Genomic DNA, 17245 nt, shown 5'->3' with positions numbered 1-17245 from the left:
TTGGAAAAGTTCATGTGTGAGTGAGAAAAATATCGTCAAATCTCGACATTAAAATGAGGTTCACCTTGAATACAGTGCAAAGAAAACAAACAAAAAGTCACTCAAAATCCAAAGTGAAAGATGGAAAGTTAATCGACCAATCAGCCCAAAAAACCCTTGAAGCTCGGCAGTCTGAAGAGCTAGTGCTTGCCTTTGCGGGTCCAGTCGGATGCGGCACGACTCAGGTAATATCGCAGGCAAAATTAGCCCTTGAATCTGCAGGCTATGAAGTACGCATAATTAAACTCAGCAAAATTATCGAAAACGCCATCACTAACGGAACGATCTCGTTAGTAGAAGGCGAATATAAGGGGTTTTCCACAAACGTTAGACGATACTTCCGCCTACAGGATGCTGGCAACAAGTTACGTCTGATCAGCAGCAGCTACTTGGCAGAGCATGCAATTGAAGAAATTGTAGTACAACGAGGACAACAGCGAAGCAAAACTTCAGGAAGCAATGTCGATATTCAAGAGTACGTTCCTGTCCGAATCGCATATCTAATTGACCAGATCAAACATCAAGACGAAGTTGCCTTACTTCGAGTCGTCTATCGGAAGTTATTTCATCTTATTGGTGTAATCAGCGTGGCAGAAAAACGCCGCGCTCGGCTTCTTACTATTGATCGTGCAGCTGCTTCGGAGATTTCAGATCTTATGGAGCGTGATCGACGACAAGAGCAAGACAACGGACAGCAACTTGATAAAGCCTTAAAACTAGCTGATTTCTACACTAGTACAGATGCCGGCACCACAAGCTCGCTTCAACGGAAGTTAAAGCGTTTTGTAGGCTTACTGCATGGAGAGAACGGCATATCTCCAACCACACAAGAGTATGGAATGTATGCTGCTTATTCAGCTGGGCTCAAATCAGCATGCCTGTCTCGTCAGGTCGGTGCCTCGATCTCTGATTTATCAGGAAAAATAGTATCCACCGGGTGTAACGACGTACCGAAGTCATCCGGAGGCTTGTATACAACAGAGGATGGGACGAACGATCGCCGCTGCGTACACCGTGAAGAGCAAGTCTGTTTCAACGATAGAGAGAAGCTCTCACACAAGGAGGATATTCGTCTCGCACTTGAAGAATTAACCACAGTTGATGATGCTGGTTTGACTAAGCGTTTGATACCCGACACTATACTTGACAAGGTTCTTTCGACGGTGTTCAAGGCATCTCACATCGACGATTTGACAGAATTTTCCAGGGCTGTACATGCAGAGATGGATGCAATCATCTCGCTAGCACGTACTGGCACTCCCGGCATAGTCGGGGCGAAACTTTTTACTACAACCTTTCCGTGTCACAGCTGCGCCCGCCACATAGTGGCAGCAGGGATCTCGAAGGTGTACTACATCGAACCATACGAAAAAAGCTTGGCACAAAAGCTACATTCGGATGCAATCGAGTTCGATACTGAGGATGACGAAGAGGAAAAAGTAGGTCATAATGTTCGACCTTTTGATCAGGTCAAGTTCATCCACTTTGAAGGCGTGACGCCTCGACAATACCTGAATTTCTTCCAGATGACTAAGCGGAAGGATAGCGCAACTGGAGGAGTGATAAAAATCATGCCTAAAGATGCGCCCAAGGCCGTCGGAGAGTACTTGGACGACTACAGGTCCTTCGAAGCAAAAGTTCTTCTACGGATCAAGGCTTCAGAGCCAGAACATGCTATGAAAGCTGGGCTTACTATGGTCGTAGGTACGAAGGCTACTGCGGAGGCGGATGAGGTGAATTCACGATAAGGCTACGGATTCTCATGTAGTTGCGAATTCCGCTTGACTGTAGCATTAAGCTAACCTAATCTGACTTTGCTATCTTCATTCCGAAACTCGACTATCGCTCATGAAAACTGATCCCAAAGAGCAAGCAAAACAGCTCAGTCTAGACTTCGATAGCCCCATCGTACGCAGCGGAGTTGCTAAACCTTTGCATCGCCCGCCTAGTTTAATACTCGCGTACTCTGCGCCAGCATCTGCTCGACGAGAGAACACCGAGCGTGAATTAATTATCTCTGAAACTTTATCGTTTGCCCGCACGCTTTCCTGGTAAGGATGCGCCTCAAGGCCATCTTTTTAGCGTCTAAATCGAAGGTTTGATGGTGCCTATCTGCTGCCATCAAGAACAAACTCCTACGCCTGCATACGACAACTAGGCAGTGAAGAATCACTGCCCTACATCAAGCACCGGCAGTCAGCTTAGGCAAACTTCTTGAAATCCGGCTTGCGTTTTTCAAAGAAGGCCGTAAACGCTTCCTTCGCCTCGGCGCCGCCCAGCATGGCGCTGAACAGTGTGTTTTCGTCGGCGATGGCCGCCTTCATCGGTTCCATGCGGCTTTGTTTCATCAATCGCTTGGTGGCGCGGATCGAGGCGGCTGGCAGAGCCACCAGTTTGGCAGCCTGGCCTTGCGCGAACGTCATCAATTCGTACAGGGGCACGACTTTCGAGACCAGGCCCATTTCCAGCGCTTCGCTGGCAGGGAACGCTTCGCCCAGCATCAGCTTTTCCGCCGCGCGCGGGTAGCCGGCCAGTTGCGTGAGCAGAAGGCTGGAGCCGAATTCCGGACACAGGCCCAGTTGCGTGAACGGCATCGAGAAGCTGGCGTTGTCGGCCGCATAGACAAGGTCGCAGTGCATCAGCAAGGTGGTGCCGATGCCGATGGCGGGACCGGAGACAGCCGCCACCACGGGCTTGCTGCTGCCGTACAGGGCGCGCATGAACTGGAACACGGGACGGTCATGGTCGAGCGAACCATCTTTCGGGCGCGCCGTCTTCATGAAGTCATCGAGGTCGTTACCCGCCGTGAAAATCTCGCGCTTGCCGCAGATCAGGATGGCGCGTACCGCATCGTCCGTCTCGGCCGCTACCAGCGCATCGGCCAGGGTCTGGTACATGGCGCCCGTGATCGCATTCTTGCGTTCCAGGCGGTTGAATTCCAGGGTCAGAATGCCCTCGCTCTTGCTGCACAAAATATCCATGTCGTCTCCAAAAAGATAAAGGGCGCCGAGGTATCCCCAGCGCCCAAGTTTTGACCAATCTAATCTGACCTCTTACCTCACGACGCCCGGCAGATCAAACGCGTTCGAAAATGCCTGCCGCACCCATGCCGGCGCCCACGCACATCGTGACCATGCCGTACTTCTGCTTGGTGCGCTGCAGTGCGTGGATCACGGTGGCGGCGCGGATGGCACCGGTGGCGCCCAGCGGGTGGCCCAGGGCGATCGCGCCGCCCATTGGGTTGACCTTCGATGGATCCAGGCCCAGGTCGCCGATGACGGCCAAGGCTTGCGCGGCAAACGCTTCGTTCAGCTCGATCCAGTCCAGCTGATCTTGCGTGATGCCGGCGGCGGCGCACGCTGCCGGAATGGCGAATTTAGGACCGATGCCCATGATTTCCGGCGGCACGCCGCGCACGGCGAACGAGGAGAATTTCGCCAGCGGGGTCAGGTTGTGCTCGCGCAGGATTTTTTCGCTGACGATCAAGAGCGCGCCGGCGCCGTCGGACATCTGCGAGCTGTTTGCGGCCGTGACGGAACCCTTGGCGGCGAAGACAGGCTTCAGCTTGGCCAGCGATTCCATCGACGAATCGGCGCGCGCGCCTTCGTCGGTGTCGACGGTGCGGCGGCTCACGTCGACCTGGCCGGTAGCCAGGTTAGGCGTGCGCGTGATGATTTCCACGGGCGTCGTTTCCGCCTTGAAGAAGCCGGCTTGCTGCGCGGCGATGGCGCGGCGGTGCGATTCCACGGAGAACGCGTCCTGCTGTTCGCGCGACACTTTCCATTGCTGCGCCACTTTTTCGGCCGTCAGACCCATGCCGTAAGCCATGCCGATGTTTTCGTCGCTGAACATGTCCAGGTTCATCGATGGGTGGTGGCCCATCATCGGCACCATCGACATCGATTCGATGCCGCCGGCGATCATCACGTCGGCTTCGCCCACGCGGATGCGGTCGGCCGCCATGGCGATGGCCGTGATGCCCGAAGCGCAGTAACGGTTGACGGTGACGCCGCCCACGGTTTTCGGCAAGCCGGCCAGCAGCACCGAGTTACGCGCGATATTGAAGCCCTGCTCCGCTTCCGGGAACGAGCAGCCGATGATGGCGTCGGTGATCAGCGCCGGGTCGAGGCCAGGCGCTTGCGCCAGGGCCGATTGCAGCACGCGCACCAGCAGGTCGTCCGGGCGGGTGTTTCTGAACATGCCGCGCGGCGCCTTGCCGATCGGGGTGCGGGTTGCAGAGACGATGTACGCGTCTTGAAGTTGTTTGCTCATTTTATGCTTTCAAAGATGTTGAACGAGGTTCGTGTTCTGTCGAATGTCCGGGATGCTGGCCTATCGCTTCTGCGACAAATACCAGTCCACCGTCACCTGTGCCGCCAGCGTGCCTTCGGAATCGAAAATATCGACTTCCACGGGAAACGCCACCTTGCCATCCTGCGCCAGCTGCGCCTTCAATGCAGCCAGGTCGCCCGGTACCCGGCCTTCGGCGCGCGTCGCGCCCCGGGCCACCTTCTGGTACTGGATGCGCGACTCCTTGGCCACCGGGCGCAAGCCCAGTATCAGCTCGGCGAAGCCGCCAGCCATGGCCGCGCCGGAAGCCGTTTCGGCCAGGGTAAACAAGGCGCCCGCGTGCTGCGTGCCCAGGTGATTATTCAGTTTTGGATCTTCCGGCATCGACACCTTCGCGGTGCCGGCGCCGATGTCGTCGATGCTGATCCCCAGCAGCCGCACGAAGGGCAAGGTGTCCATCATCTGTTGTTTGATACGGTCATACACCATGCTTGGCCTCACGCGCAGCAATACTTTAAAAATAATGAACAGGATCGTCATCGACGTCAGGCTTAGTTGCGTACCGGCTTACCGGTTTGCATCATGCCCATGATCCGTTCCTGGGTTTTCGGATGGTTCAACAGCTCCAGGAATGCCTTGCGTTCCATATCCAGCAGCCACTGTTCGCTGACGAAGCTGCCCTGGTCCACGTCGCCGCCCGATACGATCTCGGCGATCATCTCGCCCAGCTTGAAATCGTGCGCCGAAATGAAGCCGCCGTCGCGCATGTTGACCAGCTGCGCCTTGATGGTGCCCCAGCCGTAACGGCCCGTCACCTGGATCAGCGAAGGGAGCGCTGGACGGAAGCCGGCGTCGAACATGGCGCGCGCTTCGACCTTGGCCACGTGCAGCAGCTCGTAGGCGTTGAACACGATCACGTCGTCTTCCTTCAGGTAGCCCATTTTTTTCGCTTCCAGCGCCGATTTCGACACGTTGGCGGTGGCCGCATTGGTGAAGCCCGTTTTCAGGAATTGCAGGATGTCGTTACCCTTGGCTTCCTTGTAGGCGCGCTGCGCCGCTTCCTTCAAGCCGCCGCCGGCAGGAATCAGGCCGACGCCCACTTCCACCAGGCCGATGTAGGACTCGATCGATGCCACGCGCTTCGATGCATGCAGCGCCAACTCGCAACCGCCGCCCAGCGCCAGGCCAGCGACCGCGGCGATCACCGGCACGTTCGCGTATTTCAGCGACATGAAGGTGTTCTGCAGTTCGGCGATGATCGGATCGACGGCCTTCACGCCGCCTTGCATGAACGCCGGCAGGGCCGATTGCAGGTCGGCGCCGGCCGAGAAGGCGCCGCCTTCGGCTGCGTCCGCGTGCCAGATCACCAGGCCCTTGAAGTTCTTCTCGGCTTCGGCCAGCGCGAGCTTGAGGCCATTAATGACGCCCTCGCCGATCACGTGCATCTTGGTCTTGAACGAGATGATCAGGACATCGTCGCCCGTATGCCAGACGCGCACGGATTCGTCTTCGAAGACGGTGGTGCCGGCGGTCTTGCCGTCGATGGCACCGCTGCCCAGGACGGGCGCGCGGAATGGCTGGCGGTCATATACGGACAGGGTCGAACGTGGCACGAAGCTGTTCGACACGGCGGAGTACGAACCTTCCGGCGTATGCACGCCGCCCTTGTCTGCAACCGGACCTTCGAAGACCCAGGCTGGCAGCGGTGCGTTGCACAGCGCGTGGCCGGCGTCGATGTCTTCCTTGACCCAGTTGGCCACTTGCAGCCAGTTCGATGCCTGCCACGTTTCAAACGGACCGACGTTCCAGCCGAAGCCCCAGCGCATGGCGAAGTCGATGTCGCGCGCATTGTCGGCCACGGTGTCGAGGTGGATGGCGATGTAGTGGAAAGCGTCGCGGAAGATCGCCCACAGGAACTGGCCTTGCGGGTTCGTCGATTCGCGCAGCGCCTTCATCTTCTTGACCGGATCCTTTTCTTTCAGGATGCGGGCGATGATGTCGGCAGCCTTGGCGCCGCCGGCCACGTATTCACCGGTGGCGAAATCGAGGCGTTGAATTTCCTTGCCGACCTTCTTGTAGAAGCCTGCGCCGCTCTTCTGGCCCAGCGCGCCTTTTTCCACCAGCTGCGCCAGCACGGCCGGCGTCTTGTAGACGGCGGCGAAGGGATCGTTCGGCAGGTAGTCCTGCATGGTCTTGATCACATGGCCCATCGTGTCCAGGCCGACCACGTCCGCCGTACGGAAGGTGCCCGACTTGGCGCGACCCAGCTTGGCGCCCGTCAGGTCATCGACGACGTCCACGGACAGGCCGAATTTCTCGGCTTCGTGCACGATGGCCAGGATGCCGAACACGCCAACGCGGTTGGCGATGAAGTTCGGCGTATCCTTGGCGCGGACCACGCCCTTGCCCAGGGTGGTGGTCAAAAAGCCTTCCAGCTGGTCGGCGATTTCCGGGCGGGTAGACTCGGTCGGGATGATTTCGACCAGGTGCATATAGCGCGGCGGGTTGAAGAAGTGCACGCCGCAGTAGCGCGATTTCAGGTCGGCGTCGAAGCCTTCGGCCAGCTTGGTGATCGACAGGCCCGAGGTGTTCGAGGCGAAGATCGCGTTCGGGCCGATGTGCGGTGCGACCTTTTGATACAGGTCGTGTTTCCAGTCCATGCGCTCGGCGATGGCTTCGATGATCAGGTCGCAACCGGCCAGCAAGTCCAGGTTGTCTTCGTAGTTGGCCACCTGGATCAGCGCGGCGTCATCCTTGTTGCCCAGCGGGGCAGGTGACAGCTTTTTCAGGTTCTCGATGGCGCGCAGCACGATGCCATTCTTTGGGCCTTCTTTTGCTGGCAGGTCGAACAGCACGACCGGCACTTTCGCGTTGATGCAATGGGCGGCGATCTGCGCGCCCATCACGCCGGCGCCGAGGACGGCTACTTTTTTAACGATGAAATTGGTCATATTTTCCTCAAGTCTTAGAACAGGTCTGCGTCGAGTGCCATCAGGTTGGCCGAACCGGAACGCGCCTGACGGATCAGGGTTGCCGTTTCAGGCTGCAAGCGGGCGAAGTAGAAACGTGCGGTAGCCAGTTTGGCGGTGTAGAAGGTGTCGCCGCTGGATTCTTTTTCGAGGGCGATCTTGGCCATCTGCGCGAACAGGTAGCTGTAGATCATGTGGCCGACGACGCGCAGGTAAGGCACGCATGCCGCGCCCACTTCGTCAGGGTTCTGGAAGGCCTTCATGCCGATTTCCATGGTCAGCTTGGTGACTTTGTCGCCCAAATCGCCCAGTGGGGTGACGAATTCGCTCATCGCTTCATCGGTGCCATTGTCTTCGACGAAGGCCTTGATCTTTTCGCCGAACTTGCGCAGCTTGGCGCCGTTGTCGCCGAGGATCTTGCGGCCCAGCAGATCGAGCGACTGGATCGTGTTCGTGCCTTCGTAGATCATGTTGATGCGCGCGTCGCGCACATACTGCTCCATGCCCCATTCCGAAATGTAGCCGTGGCCGCCGAACACTTGCATCGCGTCCGAAGTGGCGATCCAGGCGTTGTCGGTGATGAAGGCCTTGATGACGGGCGTCAGCAGCGCCACTTCATCGGCCGCTTCCTTGCGTACGTCGGCGTCAGGGTGGTGCAGTTCGCGGTCGATCTGCAGCGCCACGTACGAGGTGAAAGCGCGCGCGCCTTCGGCGTAGGCTTTGCCCGTCAACAGCATGCGGCGCACGTCAGGGTGCACGATGATGCGGTCGGCCGGCAGTTCCGGGTTCTTGATGCCGGACAGCGAACGCATTTGCGTGCGGTCCTTGGCGTAGATCAGCGCGTTCTGGTAGGCGATTTCCGTCAGGCCCAGCGACTGCATGCCCACGCCCAGACGGGCCGCGTTCATGAAGACGAACATGGCGTTCAAGCCCTTGTTTGGCTGGCCGATGATCCAGCCTTTCGCGCCGTCCAGGTTCATCTGGCAGGTCGAATTGCCGTGGATGCCCATTTTTTCTTCGATGGCGCCGCAGGTGATCGGGTTGCGTTCGCCGACCGTGCCGTCCGCGTTCGGCAGGAATTTCGGCACCAGGAACAGCGAGATGCCTTTCGAGCCTTCCGGCGCGTCCGGCACGCGGGCCAGCACCAGGTGCAGGATGTTTTCCGCCATGTCGTGCTCGCCGGCCGAGATGAAGATCTTGTTGCCGGTGATGGTCCAGGAACCGTCCGCCTCAGGCAGCGCTTTCGAGCGCAGCAGGCCCAGGTCGGTGCCGCAGTGCGGCTCGGTCAGGCACATGGTGCCCGTCCATTCGCCCGACACCAGTTTCGGCAGATACACTTCCTTCTGGTGGTCGGTGCCGTGTTCCTTCAGGCACTCGTAGGCGCCGTGCGACAGGCCAGGGTACATGGACCAGGCCTGGTTCGACGAGTTCAGCATTTCATAGAACGAATTGTTCAGCACGACCGGCAAGCCCTGGCCGCCGTATTCCGGATCGCAAGCCAAGGCCGCCCAGCCGCCTTCGACGTACTGCTTGTAGGCTTCCTTGAAACCTTTAGGCGTGGTCACGCTTTTCGTGACGGGGTCGTGGTGGCAGCCTTCGCGGTCGCCGGAATGGTTCAGCGGGAACAATACTTCGGAGGTGAATTTGCCGCCCTCTTCCAGCACTTGGTTGATGATGTCGGCGTCGACATCGGCGTACGACGGCATTTGCTTCAGTTCTTCTTCCACTTGCAGGAACTCATGCAGGACGAATTGCATATCCCGGATTGGCGCGACGTATTGACCCATAATTTTCTCCTGAAGGCGATTAGCTAAAGTGTTGTACTTGTGAACTGCGTATGCGTTGTTGCGGATACTGCCTGACGGCTTATTTGCTTGTGACGGAATTCTGGTACGACGCCAGCAGGCGAATAAAGCCCGCTTGCGCCCGTTCGATGCTGCCCGGCACGCGCAGGAAACGCGCGTCGTGATGCAGGGCCAGGATCAGGCCATACATCTCGTACACCAGCTGCTGGGCGTCCGTGTCCGCTTTCAGGTCGCCCGTGGCGATCGATTGCTCGACACTGCGCAGCAACGCGCCCTGCCAGGCCCGCACCATGGCCACGAGGGACTCGCGGATGGGACCGGGACGGTCGTCATACTCGACGGCGCCGCTGATATAGATGCAGCCGGAAGCGATTTCCACGCTGACCCGTTTGACCCAGCGCGCAAACATCGATTGCAGACGCTGGATGCCGCGTGGTTCTTTCATGCTGGGGAAAAAGACTTCTTGCTCGAAACGATAGTGGTAAAGCTTCAGCACTTCCATCTGCAAGTCTTCGCGCGAGCCAAAGTGGGCAAACACGCCCGACTTGCTCATGTTCATTTTGTCCGCAAGCAGCCCGATGGTCAGGCCTTCCAGGCCGTCGCGGCTGGACAGGTCCAGCGCCACGTCGAGGATGGCTGCACGGGTCAGTTCGCCCTTGCGCATGAATTTGACTGAAGTATTCAAGAGGTCCGTTCTAAAAGTGATGTTGCCGATTGGGCGGACTGAAGCGAGGGTAAAAAAAAGCACGCTCCGAAAAAATCCGAACGCTCGTACTATTATCCACTACCACGTAAAAGTCAAACGGGAACTTTAGAGCCGATGTTCTATTGGTGCAGCGCAGCATTTTTGGGCCGCGTGTTTATAGCGATTTCAGGCAGGCAAAAGCGGCATGCGCCCCTGCCGCCTGGGTAGCAGCGCGCCTCAGTCGAGGCCGCCTGCCTTGCTCAATTGACGGCGGTCGCGCTTGGTTGGCCGCCCCTTGATGGTGGTGCCCGGCTCGCGGAACAGCTTGCGCTCCTCGGCCAGTTGCTCGCGGCGGGCGATGCTGGCCGGCGTTTCGCCATACAGCAGACGCGCCACGGGCGCCGCGCCGCGCTTGTCGGACAGGCCCAGCACGGCCACTTCCCATGTCTCCGCGCCATTGTCGATGGCCAGCTCGTCACCCACGCGCAGGCTGCGCGCCGGTTTCACGCGCTCGCCACCCACTTTGACCTTGCCCGTGTCGACGGCTTCGCTGGCCAGCGAGCGCGTCTTGAAGAAGCGCGCCGCCCACAGCCATTTGTCCAGCCTTACCGTTGTCATCTCGTTCATGCGTACTTGCCTACTGAAAAAATGCGCATCACCAGCCGGTACACGAGGAAGGCGGCTTCATAGCCGATGCGCCGGAAGCGGCCGATGTGCTTGAAATCATCCTGGTGAATCACGATGCCGTCGGCCACGCCCTGCTCGATGTGCTGGCGCAAGCTTTGCGCGAACGCCACGTCCTTGATCACCACGTTCGCTTCCTGGTTCAGGAACAGGCTCAGCGCGTCAATATTGCTGGAACCGACCGTCGCCCAGTCATCGTCGACGACGGCCACCTTGGCGTGCAGCTGCGTCTTGCGGTACTCGACGATTTTCACGCCGGCGGCCAGCAGTTTCGGATAAAACGAGTGCGCCACGGCGTCTTGCATGCGAAATTCGCCCACGCCGATCAGCAAGACCACATCGACGCCCCGCTGGGCCGCCTGGGCCAGCGCGCGGCGCAGCTTGTGTCCGGGCGCGAAATACGGGTTGGCCAACATCACGCTTTTACGCGCCTGGCCCAGCGCCTGCAGGTAGGCGCGCTGGATGGTGCGGCGGTTGCGCAGGTTGTCGCGCACGACAAAGCCGGCCACGACGGGGTTCTTCGCCAGCTCCTTGCTGACGACGCGCATCTTGCGGTACAGCTTGATACGCCGCACCAGATTCATCTTGCCCAAGCGCGCCCACTGCGCCTGCACCTCTTCGTGGATGGCGTCGACCAGCGGGCCCTTCACCTGCACGGCGAAATCCCAGCGCGGCGCTTCCAGGCTGATGTTGTGGTCGTAGTCGCAAAACATGTCATCGTTGATATTGATGCCGCCCACCAGAGCGATTTCGCCATCGGCCACGCAAATCTTGCGATGCGTGCGCGTGATGCCGCGCTTGAACCAGGGGTTGAAGATGCGGTGGTGCACGCCAGCCGCTTCCAGCTCCGCATGCATGGCGTTGACCCGGCGGTTGCCCGTGCCGAACCAGTCCGTGATCATGCACACGAGCACGCCGCGCGCGGCCGCGCGTTTGAGCGCGTCGAGCACCAGGGTGCCCGTGGCGTCGTCGGCAAAGATATACGTTTCGAAATAGACTTCCGCGCGCGCGCCGTCGATGGCGGCGATCAAAGCGGGAAAGTAATCGGTGCCGCAATACAGCAGCTGGATGTCGTTGTGGGCGATGAAATTGACTGTACGCATGCCGGCAGTCTACGCGAGTTTCAAAGCAGCAACGATCGGCGCGTGGTCCGACAGTTTGGCCCACAAGGTGCCATGCATCACTTGCGCGCCTTCCACGTGGAAACCGCGCACATAGATGCGGTCCAGGCGGAACCAAGGCAAGGCGGCGGGAAAGGTGCGCGCCGGCACGGGTGTCGGGGTCTTGCTCTGGCGCCGCGCCAGGGTGCGCACCAGATCGCCCAGAGCCGAGTTCGACGCCCGCTGGTCGAATACTTCCACCACGCCGAGCGCATTGCGCAGCTTGTCACTGAGCGTGTTGCGCCAGTCGTTAAAATCGCCGGCGATGATGACGGGCTCGCCATCCGGCGCCGATTCCATGACGGCGTCGATCAGCGCCTGCGTCTGGCGTCCCCGTCCCGATTCGAACAGGCCCAGGTGGACGACATAACAGTGCACGTCGGCCTGCGGCGTCTTGAGCACGCAATGCAGGATGCCGCGTTGCTCGTAGGCATGGTCGGAGACGTCGTGGTTGGTTTGCGAGGCGATGAGAAACTTGCTCAGCAAGGCATTGCCATGGTGGCCGTGATCGTACACGGCATTCATGCCATACGCGGAATGGTGCTCGGCGCCGGCAAAGAACTCGTGCTGCGACGCTTCCGGCCAATGCTTGTGGCCGTTTTTCTCGGCGCCATAGCGGGCCGCATTACGGTCATGCTTGCCTTGCACTTCCTGCAAAAAGACGACATCGGCATGGAACAGGGCAATCGCCTGTTTTAAAGCATGCACGCGGGGCAAGCCTCGCACGGAGGAGACACCCTTGTGTATATTATAAGTTGCTACGCGGATTTTCATGCATTGATTCTACTCCCTGACGGGCCTCGCGCGGCGCCAGCGTAGGTGCGCGTGCGCACCTATGGCAGCTTTATCTGCCCGTCATCGCTGCCAGCAAACTATCGATGGCGCTGATGCTGCCCACCACCATGCCGATCACCCACAAGCCCTTCACGATCCCGGGTGCGCTGCTCCAGCTGAAGGCGCCCCGTCCGCCGGCAAAGCAACGGGGATGCAACAGAAATCCCAGCATCAGCAAGGGCAAGCCTGCCTGTGGAAGGCGGGCATGCAGCTGATCGGGGAAACACACGGCATACAAGGCGCCAACTATCCAGGACAGAAATACGGCGCCCACAAGACGCTGCTGAAAAGAAAGTTGAGACCAGTTCAGCATGTACGCCTTTCGTCAGGAAGTGAAATTACTATTAAAGCAATAATACCACATGACAATAGTTTGCAGCGCTTAAGCCAGCATGCGTCCCACGCCCGCCGTCACGCTGACGAGCAGCGCGGTAATGCCGGCTGCCCAGACGATTTTCACCAGCAACGGTGCGCCGCGCCAGGCCACGGTGCGCTTGCCCTTGGCAAAGGCGCCCGGATGCAACAGCCAGCCGATCGCCATCAGCGGCATGCCGATCGGCGGCGTGCGGCCAGGGACGGTGGAGCTGAACAGCAGGAAAATAAAGCACAGGCAAAAAACGATGCCCAGGGTGCCCAGCAGTTTTTGCTGCGTCGTCAAATGTAACCAGTTCAACATGGAATGCTTTCTATCAAGTGGGGCGCGCCAGGCCCGTCATGGCCGGCAATTGCAAAATCGCTTCCGCGTTGGATGACGAGAAACAGCGGTCGGCCGCCGCCAGGTAAGGCAGCCATGCGTACTGCAAGTGTTCGCGCGGGCTCAGGGTGATGGCGATATCGCGCGGCACTTGCACGCTGAACACGTGTTCCGTGTTGCGCGTCACGCCGGGCGCATAGCGGTGGCGCCAGATCGGGTAGATCTCGTACACGTTCGACAAGTTCCAGTCGCGCAGCACAATATCGCGCCCATCGGCAACGATGCCGGTTTCTTCCGCCAATTCGCGCGCGGCCGTCCGCAGCAGCGGTTCGTCGACGGCATCGACGGAACCCGTCACCGATTGCCAGAAACCGGGCTGGCCCGCGCGTTCGATGAGCAAGACGTCAAGGTCAGCCGTATGAATGACGACCAGCACGGAAACAGGGATTTTATGAGTCATATGAACAATGAAAAAGGCGCCACGACAGCGCCTTTTTTTGCATAGTGGATCAAACAGCGGCCGCTTGGGCAGCCGCATGCTTCATTACACTACTTTTGGCTCGGCGCTGCGCAAACGGATGTGCAGTTCACGCAGTTGCTTCTCGTCCACTTCCGACGGCGCATGGGTCAGCAAGTCTTGCGCGCGCTGGGTTTTCGGGAAGGCGATCACGTCGCGGATCGATTCGGAACCCGTCATCATGGTCACGATACGGTCCAGGCCGAATGCCAGGCCGCCATGCGGTGGCGCGCCGTATTGCAGGGCGTCGAGCAGGAAGCCGAATTTCAGCTGCGCTTCTTCCGCGTCGATCTTCAGCGCGCGGAACACTTTCGACTGCACTTCTTCGCGGTGGATACGGATCGAACCGCCGCCCAGTTCCCAGCCGTTCAGAACCATGTCGTAGGCCTTGGCGATGCAGGCGCCCGGATCGCTTTCCAGCATGTCTTCATGGCCGTCTTTCGGCGCCGTGAATGGATGGTGGGTTGCCGTCCAGCGGTCCGCTTCTTCGTCGTGCTCGAACATCGGGAAGTCGACCACCCACAATGGCTTCCACACGTCTTCGAACAGGCCGGCCTTCTTGCCGAACTCGCTGTGACCGATTTTCACGCGCAGCGCGCCGATGGCGTCGTTGACGACCTTGGCCTTGTCGGCGCCGAAGAAGATCAGGTCGCCGTCTTGCGCGCCCGTCTGCTCCAAGATCGTGGCCAGCACGTCGGCAGGCAGGAACTTGACGATCGGCGACTGCAAGCCTTCAGGGCCCTTGGCTTTCTCGTTGACCTTGATGTAGGCGAGGCCTTTGGCACCGTAGATGGCGACAAATTGCGTGTAAGCATCGATTTCCGAACGGGGCATGCTGCCGCCTTGCGGTACGCGCAGGGCCACCACGCGGCCGCCTTTCATGTTGGCGGCGCCGTTGAAGACCTTGAATTCGACCGACTTCATGACTTCCGTCAAATCCGTGAAGGCCAGCTTGACGCGCATGTCCGGCTTGTCGGAACCGTACAGGCCCATCGCTTCGGCGAAATCCATCACCGGGAACGGGTTCGGCAGGTCGATGTCCAGGGTGTTCTTGAAGACGACACGTATCATGTCTTCGAACAGGTCGCGGATTTCCTGTTCCGTCAGGAACGAGGTTTCGCAGTCGATCTGCGTGAATTCAGGCTGGCGGTCAGCGCGCAAGTCTTCGTCGCGGAAACACTTGGTGATCTGGTAGTAACGGTCGAAGTTGGCGACCATCAACAGTTGCTTGAACAACTGTGGCGATTGCGGCAAGGCAAAGAAACTGCCCGCGTTCACGCGCGACGGCACCAGGTAATCGCGCGCGCCTTCTGGCGTGGACTTGGTCAGCATCGGCGTTTCGATGTCGATGAAGCCCAGCGCGTCGAGGTACTTGCGCACTTCCATCGTCACCTTGTAGCGCAGGCGCAGGTTGTTTTGCATTTGCGGGCGGCGCAGATCCAGCACGCGGTGCGTCAGACGCGTCGTTTCCGACAGGTTGTCGTCGTCCAGCTGGAAAGGCACGGGCACGGAAGGGTTCAGCACTTCCAGCTCCGAGCAGACCACTTCGATCTTGCCCGACTTCAGGTTGTTGTTGATCGTGCCGTCGATACGGTTGGTCACGACGCCCGTCACGCGCAGGCAGAATTCGTTACGAACGGCTTCGGCGACCTTGAACATTTCCGCTTGTTCCGGGTTGCAAACGATTTGCACCAGGCCTTCACGGTCGCGCAAGTCGATGAAGATCAGGCTGCCGTGGTCGCGGCGGCGATGTACCCAGCCGCACAGGCTGACGGTTTGTCCCAGCATGGCTTCGGTAACGAGGCCGCAGTATTCAGTACGCATAGACATAAAATTCTCAGTTCAGGTTAGTGAGTGTTCAATCCGGCCACGTCCCACGTGGGACGCCTGCCTTTATTCTTTGGCTGCCGGGGCCGGTACAGCAACAACTTCCGCAGGCGCCACCACGCCCATCGAGACGATATATTTGAGCGCTGCATCGACGCTCATGTCGAGTTCGACGACATCGCTGCGCTTCATCATCAGGAAAAAGCCTGATGTCGGGTTCGGCGTCGTCGGCACATACACGCTGACAAAGTCGCCCACCAGATGGTTCGCCGCATCGCCGCCCGGCACACCGGTCAGGAAAGCGATGGTCCAGGAGTTCTGATGCGGATACGGCACCAGCACGGCCTTGCGGAAGGCGTTGCCCGACGGGGAAAACAGGGTATCGGAGACTTGCTTGACGCTCGAATACAGGGAATTGACGATGGGTATGCGTTGCAGCAATTTTTCCCACAGTTTCACCACGTAATTGCCGACCAGGTTATTCGTCAGCAAGCCCGTGAAGAACACGATCAGTACCGTCAATACCGTGCCCAGGCCGGGAATGGTGCTCAGCGGAGGAACCAGGTGGCCGAACCATATGCTGGGCTTCGTACTGCCGGGCACCAGCAATAGCGACTGGTCCATCGTGCTGATCACCAGATTCAGAACCCAGGCCGTAATGGCCAGGGGCACCAAAATTAGTAATCCGGTAATAAAATATTTACGCATCGGTTTCTCGGTAAGGGATCGTAGCGGCGCGGCGCGCGCTCAGTCCGCTTTCGGCGCAGCGGCAGCCGGGGCGGGCGCAGGCGCGGCAGCAGGCGCGCTCTCGGTGGTTGCGGCAGGCTTGGCGCCATCAGCCGGGCCCGTCGGGATGGCCGTGGTGGGCGCCGTGCCGCCGCGGAAATCGGTCGCGTACCAGCCGGTGCCCTTCAATTGGAAACCGGCGGCCGTCAATTGTTTCTTGAAACTGGGCTTGCCGCACGACAGGCACACCGTCAGTACTGGATCGGAGATCTTTTGCAAGACGTCCTTGGCAAAACCACACTCGTCACAACGGTAAGCGTAAATCGGCATCTCTACTCCGAGAAAATCATCAAAAACCCTGAATTATAAAGCTTTTCCTTTGCTCCCAGCAGAAATTGCCCCGCCCGCCTCAGTCCGCCCGGCGGCGCCAGCTCATCCAGCGCTCCTTGCCGGCGAAGACGGCGATGGAATCATCGACGGCTTCATCGGCGAGGCAGTCGAAATGCGGCGCCAGCAACTCCTGCAGTTTCTCACGAGAAATACCAAATGGCGGTCCCTTGGCATTGTCGTCAAAGAAAAAGTAACCGGCCAGCATGGCACCGGGCGCCAGCAGCTGCGCCCAGCGGGCCGCCACTTGCGGCCACATGGCACGCGGCATGGCGCACAGGAAGGCCCGTTCATAGATCAGGTCCAGCGGTGCGGCGGGTTCCCAGGCAAAGAAATCCGCTTCCACCACCTGCCCTGCCCGCGCACCGACGACGGCGCGCGCGGCGGCCACGGCGGCCGGCGAAAAGTCGATGGCCGTGGCATCCCAGCCGTGATCGAGCATGAAGACCAGTTCATACGCGGAACCGCAGCCGGGAATCAGGCAGCGCAACGGCGCCGGGCTGCCGGCAACGAAACTGCGCAGGCGCGACGGCACGCCGCCGTGGTCCCAGGGCGTAAATTGCTTCTCGAACCGCTCGTCCCAGAAGGCGGGCGAGAGCGGATCGCGGGTTTGGAAGTCAGCCATCAC

General features: G+C 59.3%; 17 protein-coding genes. 1 reads left to right on the top strand and 16 read right to left on the bottom strand.

What is annotated here, in order from left to right; translation table 11 throughout:
- Nucleotides 1–74 precede the first annotated feature (74 nt).
- Entirely contained in the window at nt 75–1787 is a 1713-nt protein-coding gene (locus HWE17_RS02840) for an anti-phage dCTP deaminase (protein WP_369681702.1), read from the top strand.
- 453 nt (nt 1788–2240) lie between these two features.
- Here HWE17_RS02840 and HWE17_RS02835 read toward each other — a convergent pair whose 3' ends face one another.
- The 16 genes from HWE17_RS02835 to HWE17_RS02760 form a co-directional block, all read right to left on the bottom strand.
- The gene (locus HWE17_RS02835) at nt 2241–3020 is read right to left on the bottom strand and encodes an enoyl-CoA hydratase (RefSeq protein WP_176387731.1); all 780 of its coding nucleotides are present in this window, start codon (nt 3018–3020) and stop codon (nt 2241–2243) included.
- 94 nt (nt 3021–3114) lie between these two features.
- Nucleotides 3115–4311, bottom strand: coding sequence for an acetyl-CoA C-acyltransferase (locus tag HWE17_RS02830; protein ID WP_099378511.1), 1197 nt, complete (start codon nt 4309–4311; stop codon nt 3115–3117).
- A gap of 60 nt (nt 4312–4371) precedes the next feature.
- Nucleotides 4372–4818 (bottom strand): PaaI family thioesterase, encoded by a 447-nt coding sequence (locus tag HWE17_RS02825; RefSeq protein ID WP_176387730.1) that lies wholly within the window; start codon nt 4816–4818, stop codon nt 4372–4374.
- Nucleotides 4819–4880: 62 nt separating this feature from the next.
- Nucleotides 4881–7280 (bottom strand): 3-hydroxyacyl-CoA dehydrogenase/enoyl-CoA hydratase family protein, encoded by a 2400-nt coding sequence (locus HWE17_RS02820; RefSeq protein ID WP_176387729.1) that lies wholly within the window; start codon nt 7278–7280, stop codon nt 4881–4883.
- Between the two features lie 14 nt (nt 7281–7294).
- Entirely contained in the window at nt 7295–9085 is a 1791-nt protein-coding gene (locus HWE17_RS02815) for an acyl-CoA dehydrogenase C-terminal domain-containing protein (protein ID WP_035824186.1), read from the bottom strand.
- Nucleotides 9086–9164: 79 nt separating this feature from the next.
- The gene (locus HWE17_RS02810) at nt 9165–9767 is read right to left on the bottom strand and encodes a TetR/AcrR family transcriptional regulator (protein WP_035824184.1); all 603 of its coding nucleotides are present in this window, start codon (nt 9765–9767) and stop codon (nt 9165–9167) included.
- A 258-nt stretch (nt 9768–10025) separates the two neighbouring features.
- Nucleotides 10026–10415, bottom strand: a complete 390-nt coding sequence (locus HWE17_RS02805; protein WP_096233566.1) for an RNA-binding S4 domain-containing protein — start codon at nt 10413–10415, stop codon at nt 10026–10028.
- On the bottom strand, nt 10412–11575 hold the full coding sequence (gene clsB / locus HWE17_RS02800; protein ID WP_099401337.1) for a cardiolipin synthase ClsB: 1164 nt from the start codon (nt 11573–11575) through the stop codon (nt 10412–10414). Before clsB ends, HWE17_RS02805 begins: the two co-directional genes overlap by 4 nt.
- Before the next feature lie 9 nt (nt 11576–11584).
- Nucleotides 11585–12406: an endonuclease/exonuclease/phosphatase family protein gene (locus tag HWE17_RS02795; RefSeq protein ID WP_176387728.1), complete on the bottom strand. Its 822-nt coding sequence runs from the start codon at nt 12404–12406 to the stop codon at nt 11585–11587.
- A gap of 70 nt (nt 12407–12476) precedes the next feature.
- Nucleotides 12477–12740, bottom strand: coding sequence for a hypothetical protein (locus HWE17_RS02790; RefSeq protein WP_176387727.1), 264 nt, complete (start codon nt 12738–12740; stop codon nt 12477–12479).
- Nucleotides 12741–12848: 108 nt separating this feature from the next.
- Complete coding sequence (locus HWE17_RS02785) at nt 12849–13142, bottom strand: hypothetical protein (protein ID WP_176387726.1); 294 nt, start codon at nt 13140–13142, stop codon at nt 12849–12851.
- A gap of 13 nt (nt 13143–13155) precedes the next feature.
- Nucleotides 13156–13620, bottom strand: a complete 465-nt coding sequence (nudB, locus tag HWE17_RS02780) for a dihydroneopterin triphosphate diphosphatase (RefSeq protein WP_035824172.1) — start codon at nt 13618–13620, stop codon at nt 13156–13158.
- A gap of 84 nt (nt 13621–13704) precedes the next feature.
- Nucleotides 13705–15501, bottom strand: coding sequence for an aspartate--tRNA ligase (gene aspS, locus HWE17_RS02775; protein ID WP_176387766.1), 1797 nt, complete (start codon nt 15499–15501; stop codon nt 13705–13707).
- Between the two features lie 69 nt (nt 15502–15570).
- Nucleotides 15571–16212 (bottom strand): DUF502 domain-containing protein, encoded by a 642-nt coding sequence (locus tag HWE17_RS02770; protein ID WP_035824167.1) that lies wholly within the window; start codon nt 16210–16212, stop codon nt 15571–15573.
- Nucleotides 16213–16251: 39 nt separating this feature from the next.
- A complete protein-coding gene (locus HWE17_RS02765; RefSeq protein WP_099378504.1) occupies nt 16252–16560 on the bottom strand; it encodes an FmdB family zinc ribbon protein in 309 nt (102 codons plus the stop codon).
- A gap of 79 nt (nt 16561–16639) precedes the next feature.
- Entirely contained in the window at nt 16640–17242 is a 603-nt protein-coding gene (locus tag HWE17_RS02760; RefSeq protein WP_176387725.1) for a methyltransferase, read from the bottom strand.
- Between the last annotated feature and the right edge of the window lie 3 nt (nt 17243–17245).

The sequence above is a fragment of the Janthinobacterium sp. BJB401 genome (assembly GCF_013372745.1).
GTDB lineage: Bacteria > Pseudomonadota > Gammaproteobacteria > Burkholderiales > Burkholderiaceae_D > Janthinobacterium > Janthinobacterium rivuli.
The sequence above is the reverse complement of the archived record's forward strand: the minus strand, read 5'-3'. Positions and strand labels throughout refer to the sequence as shown.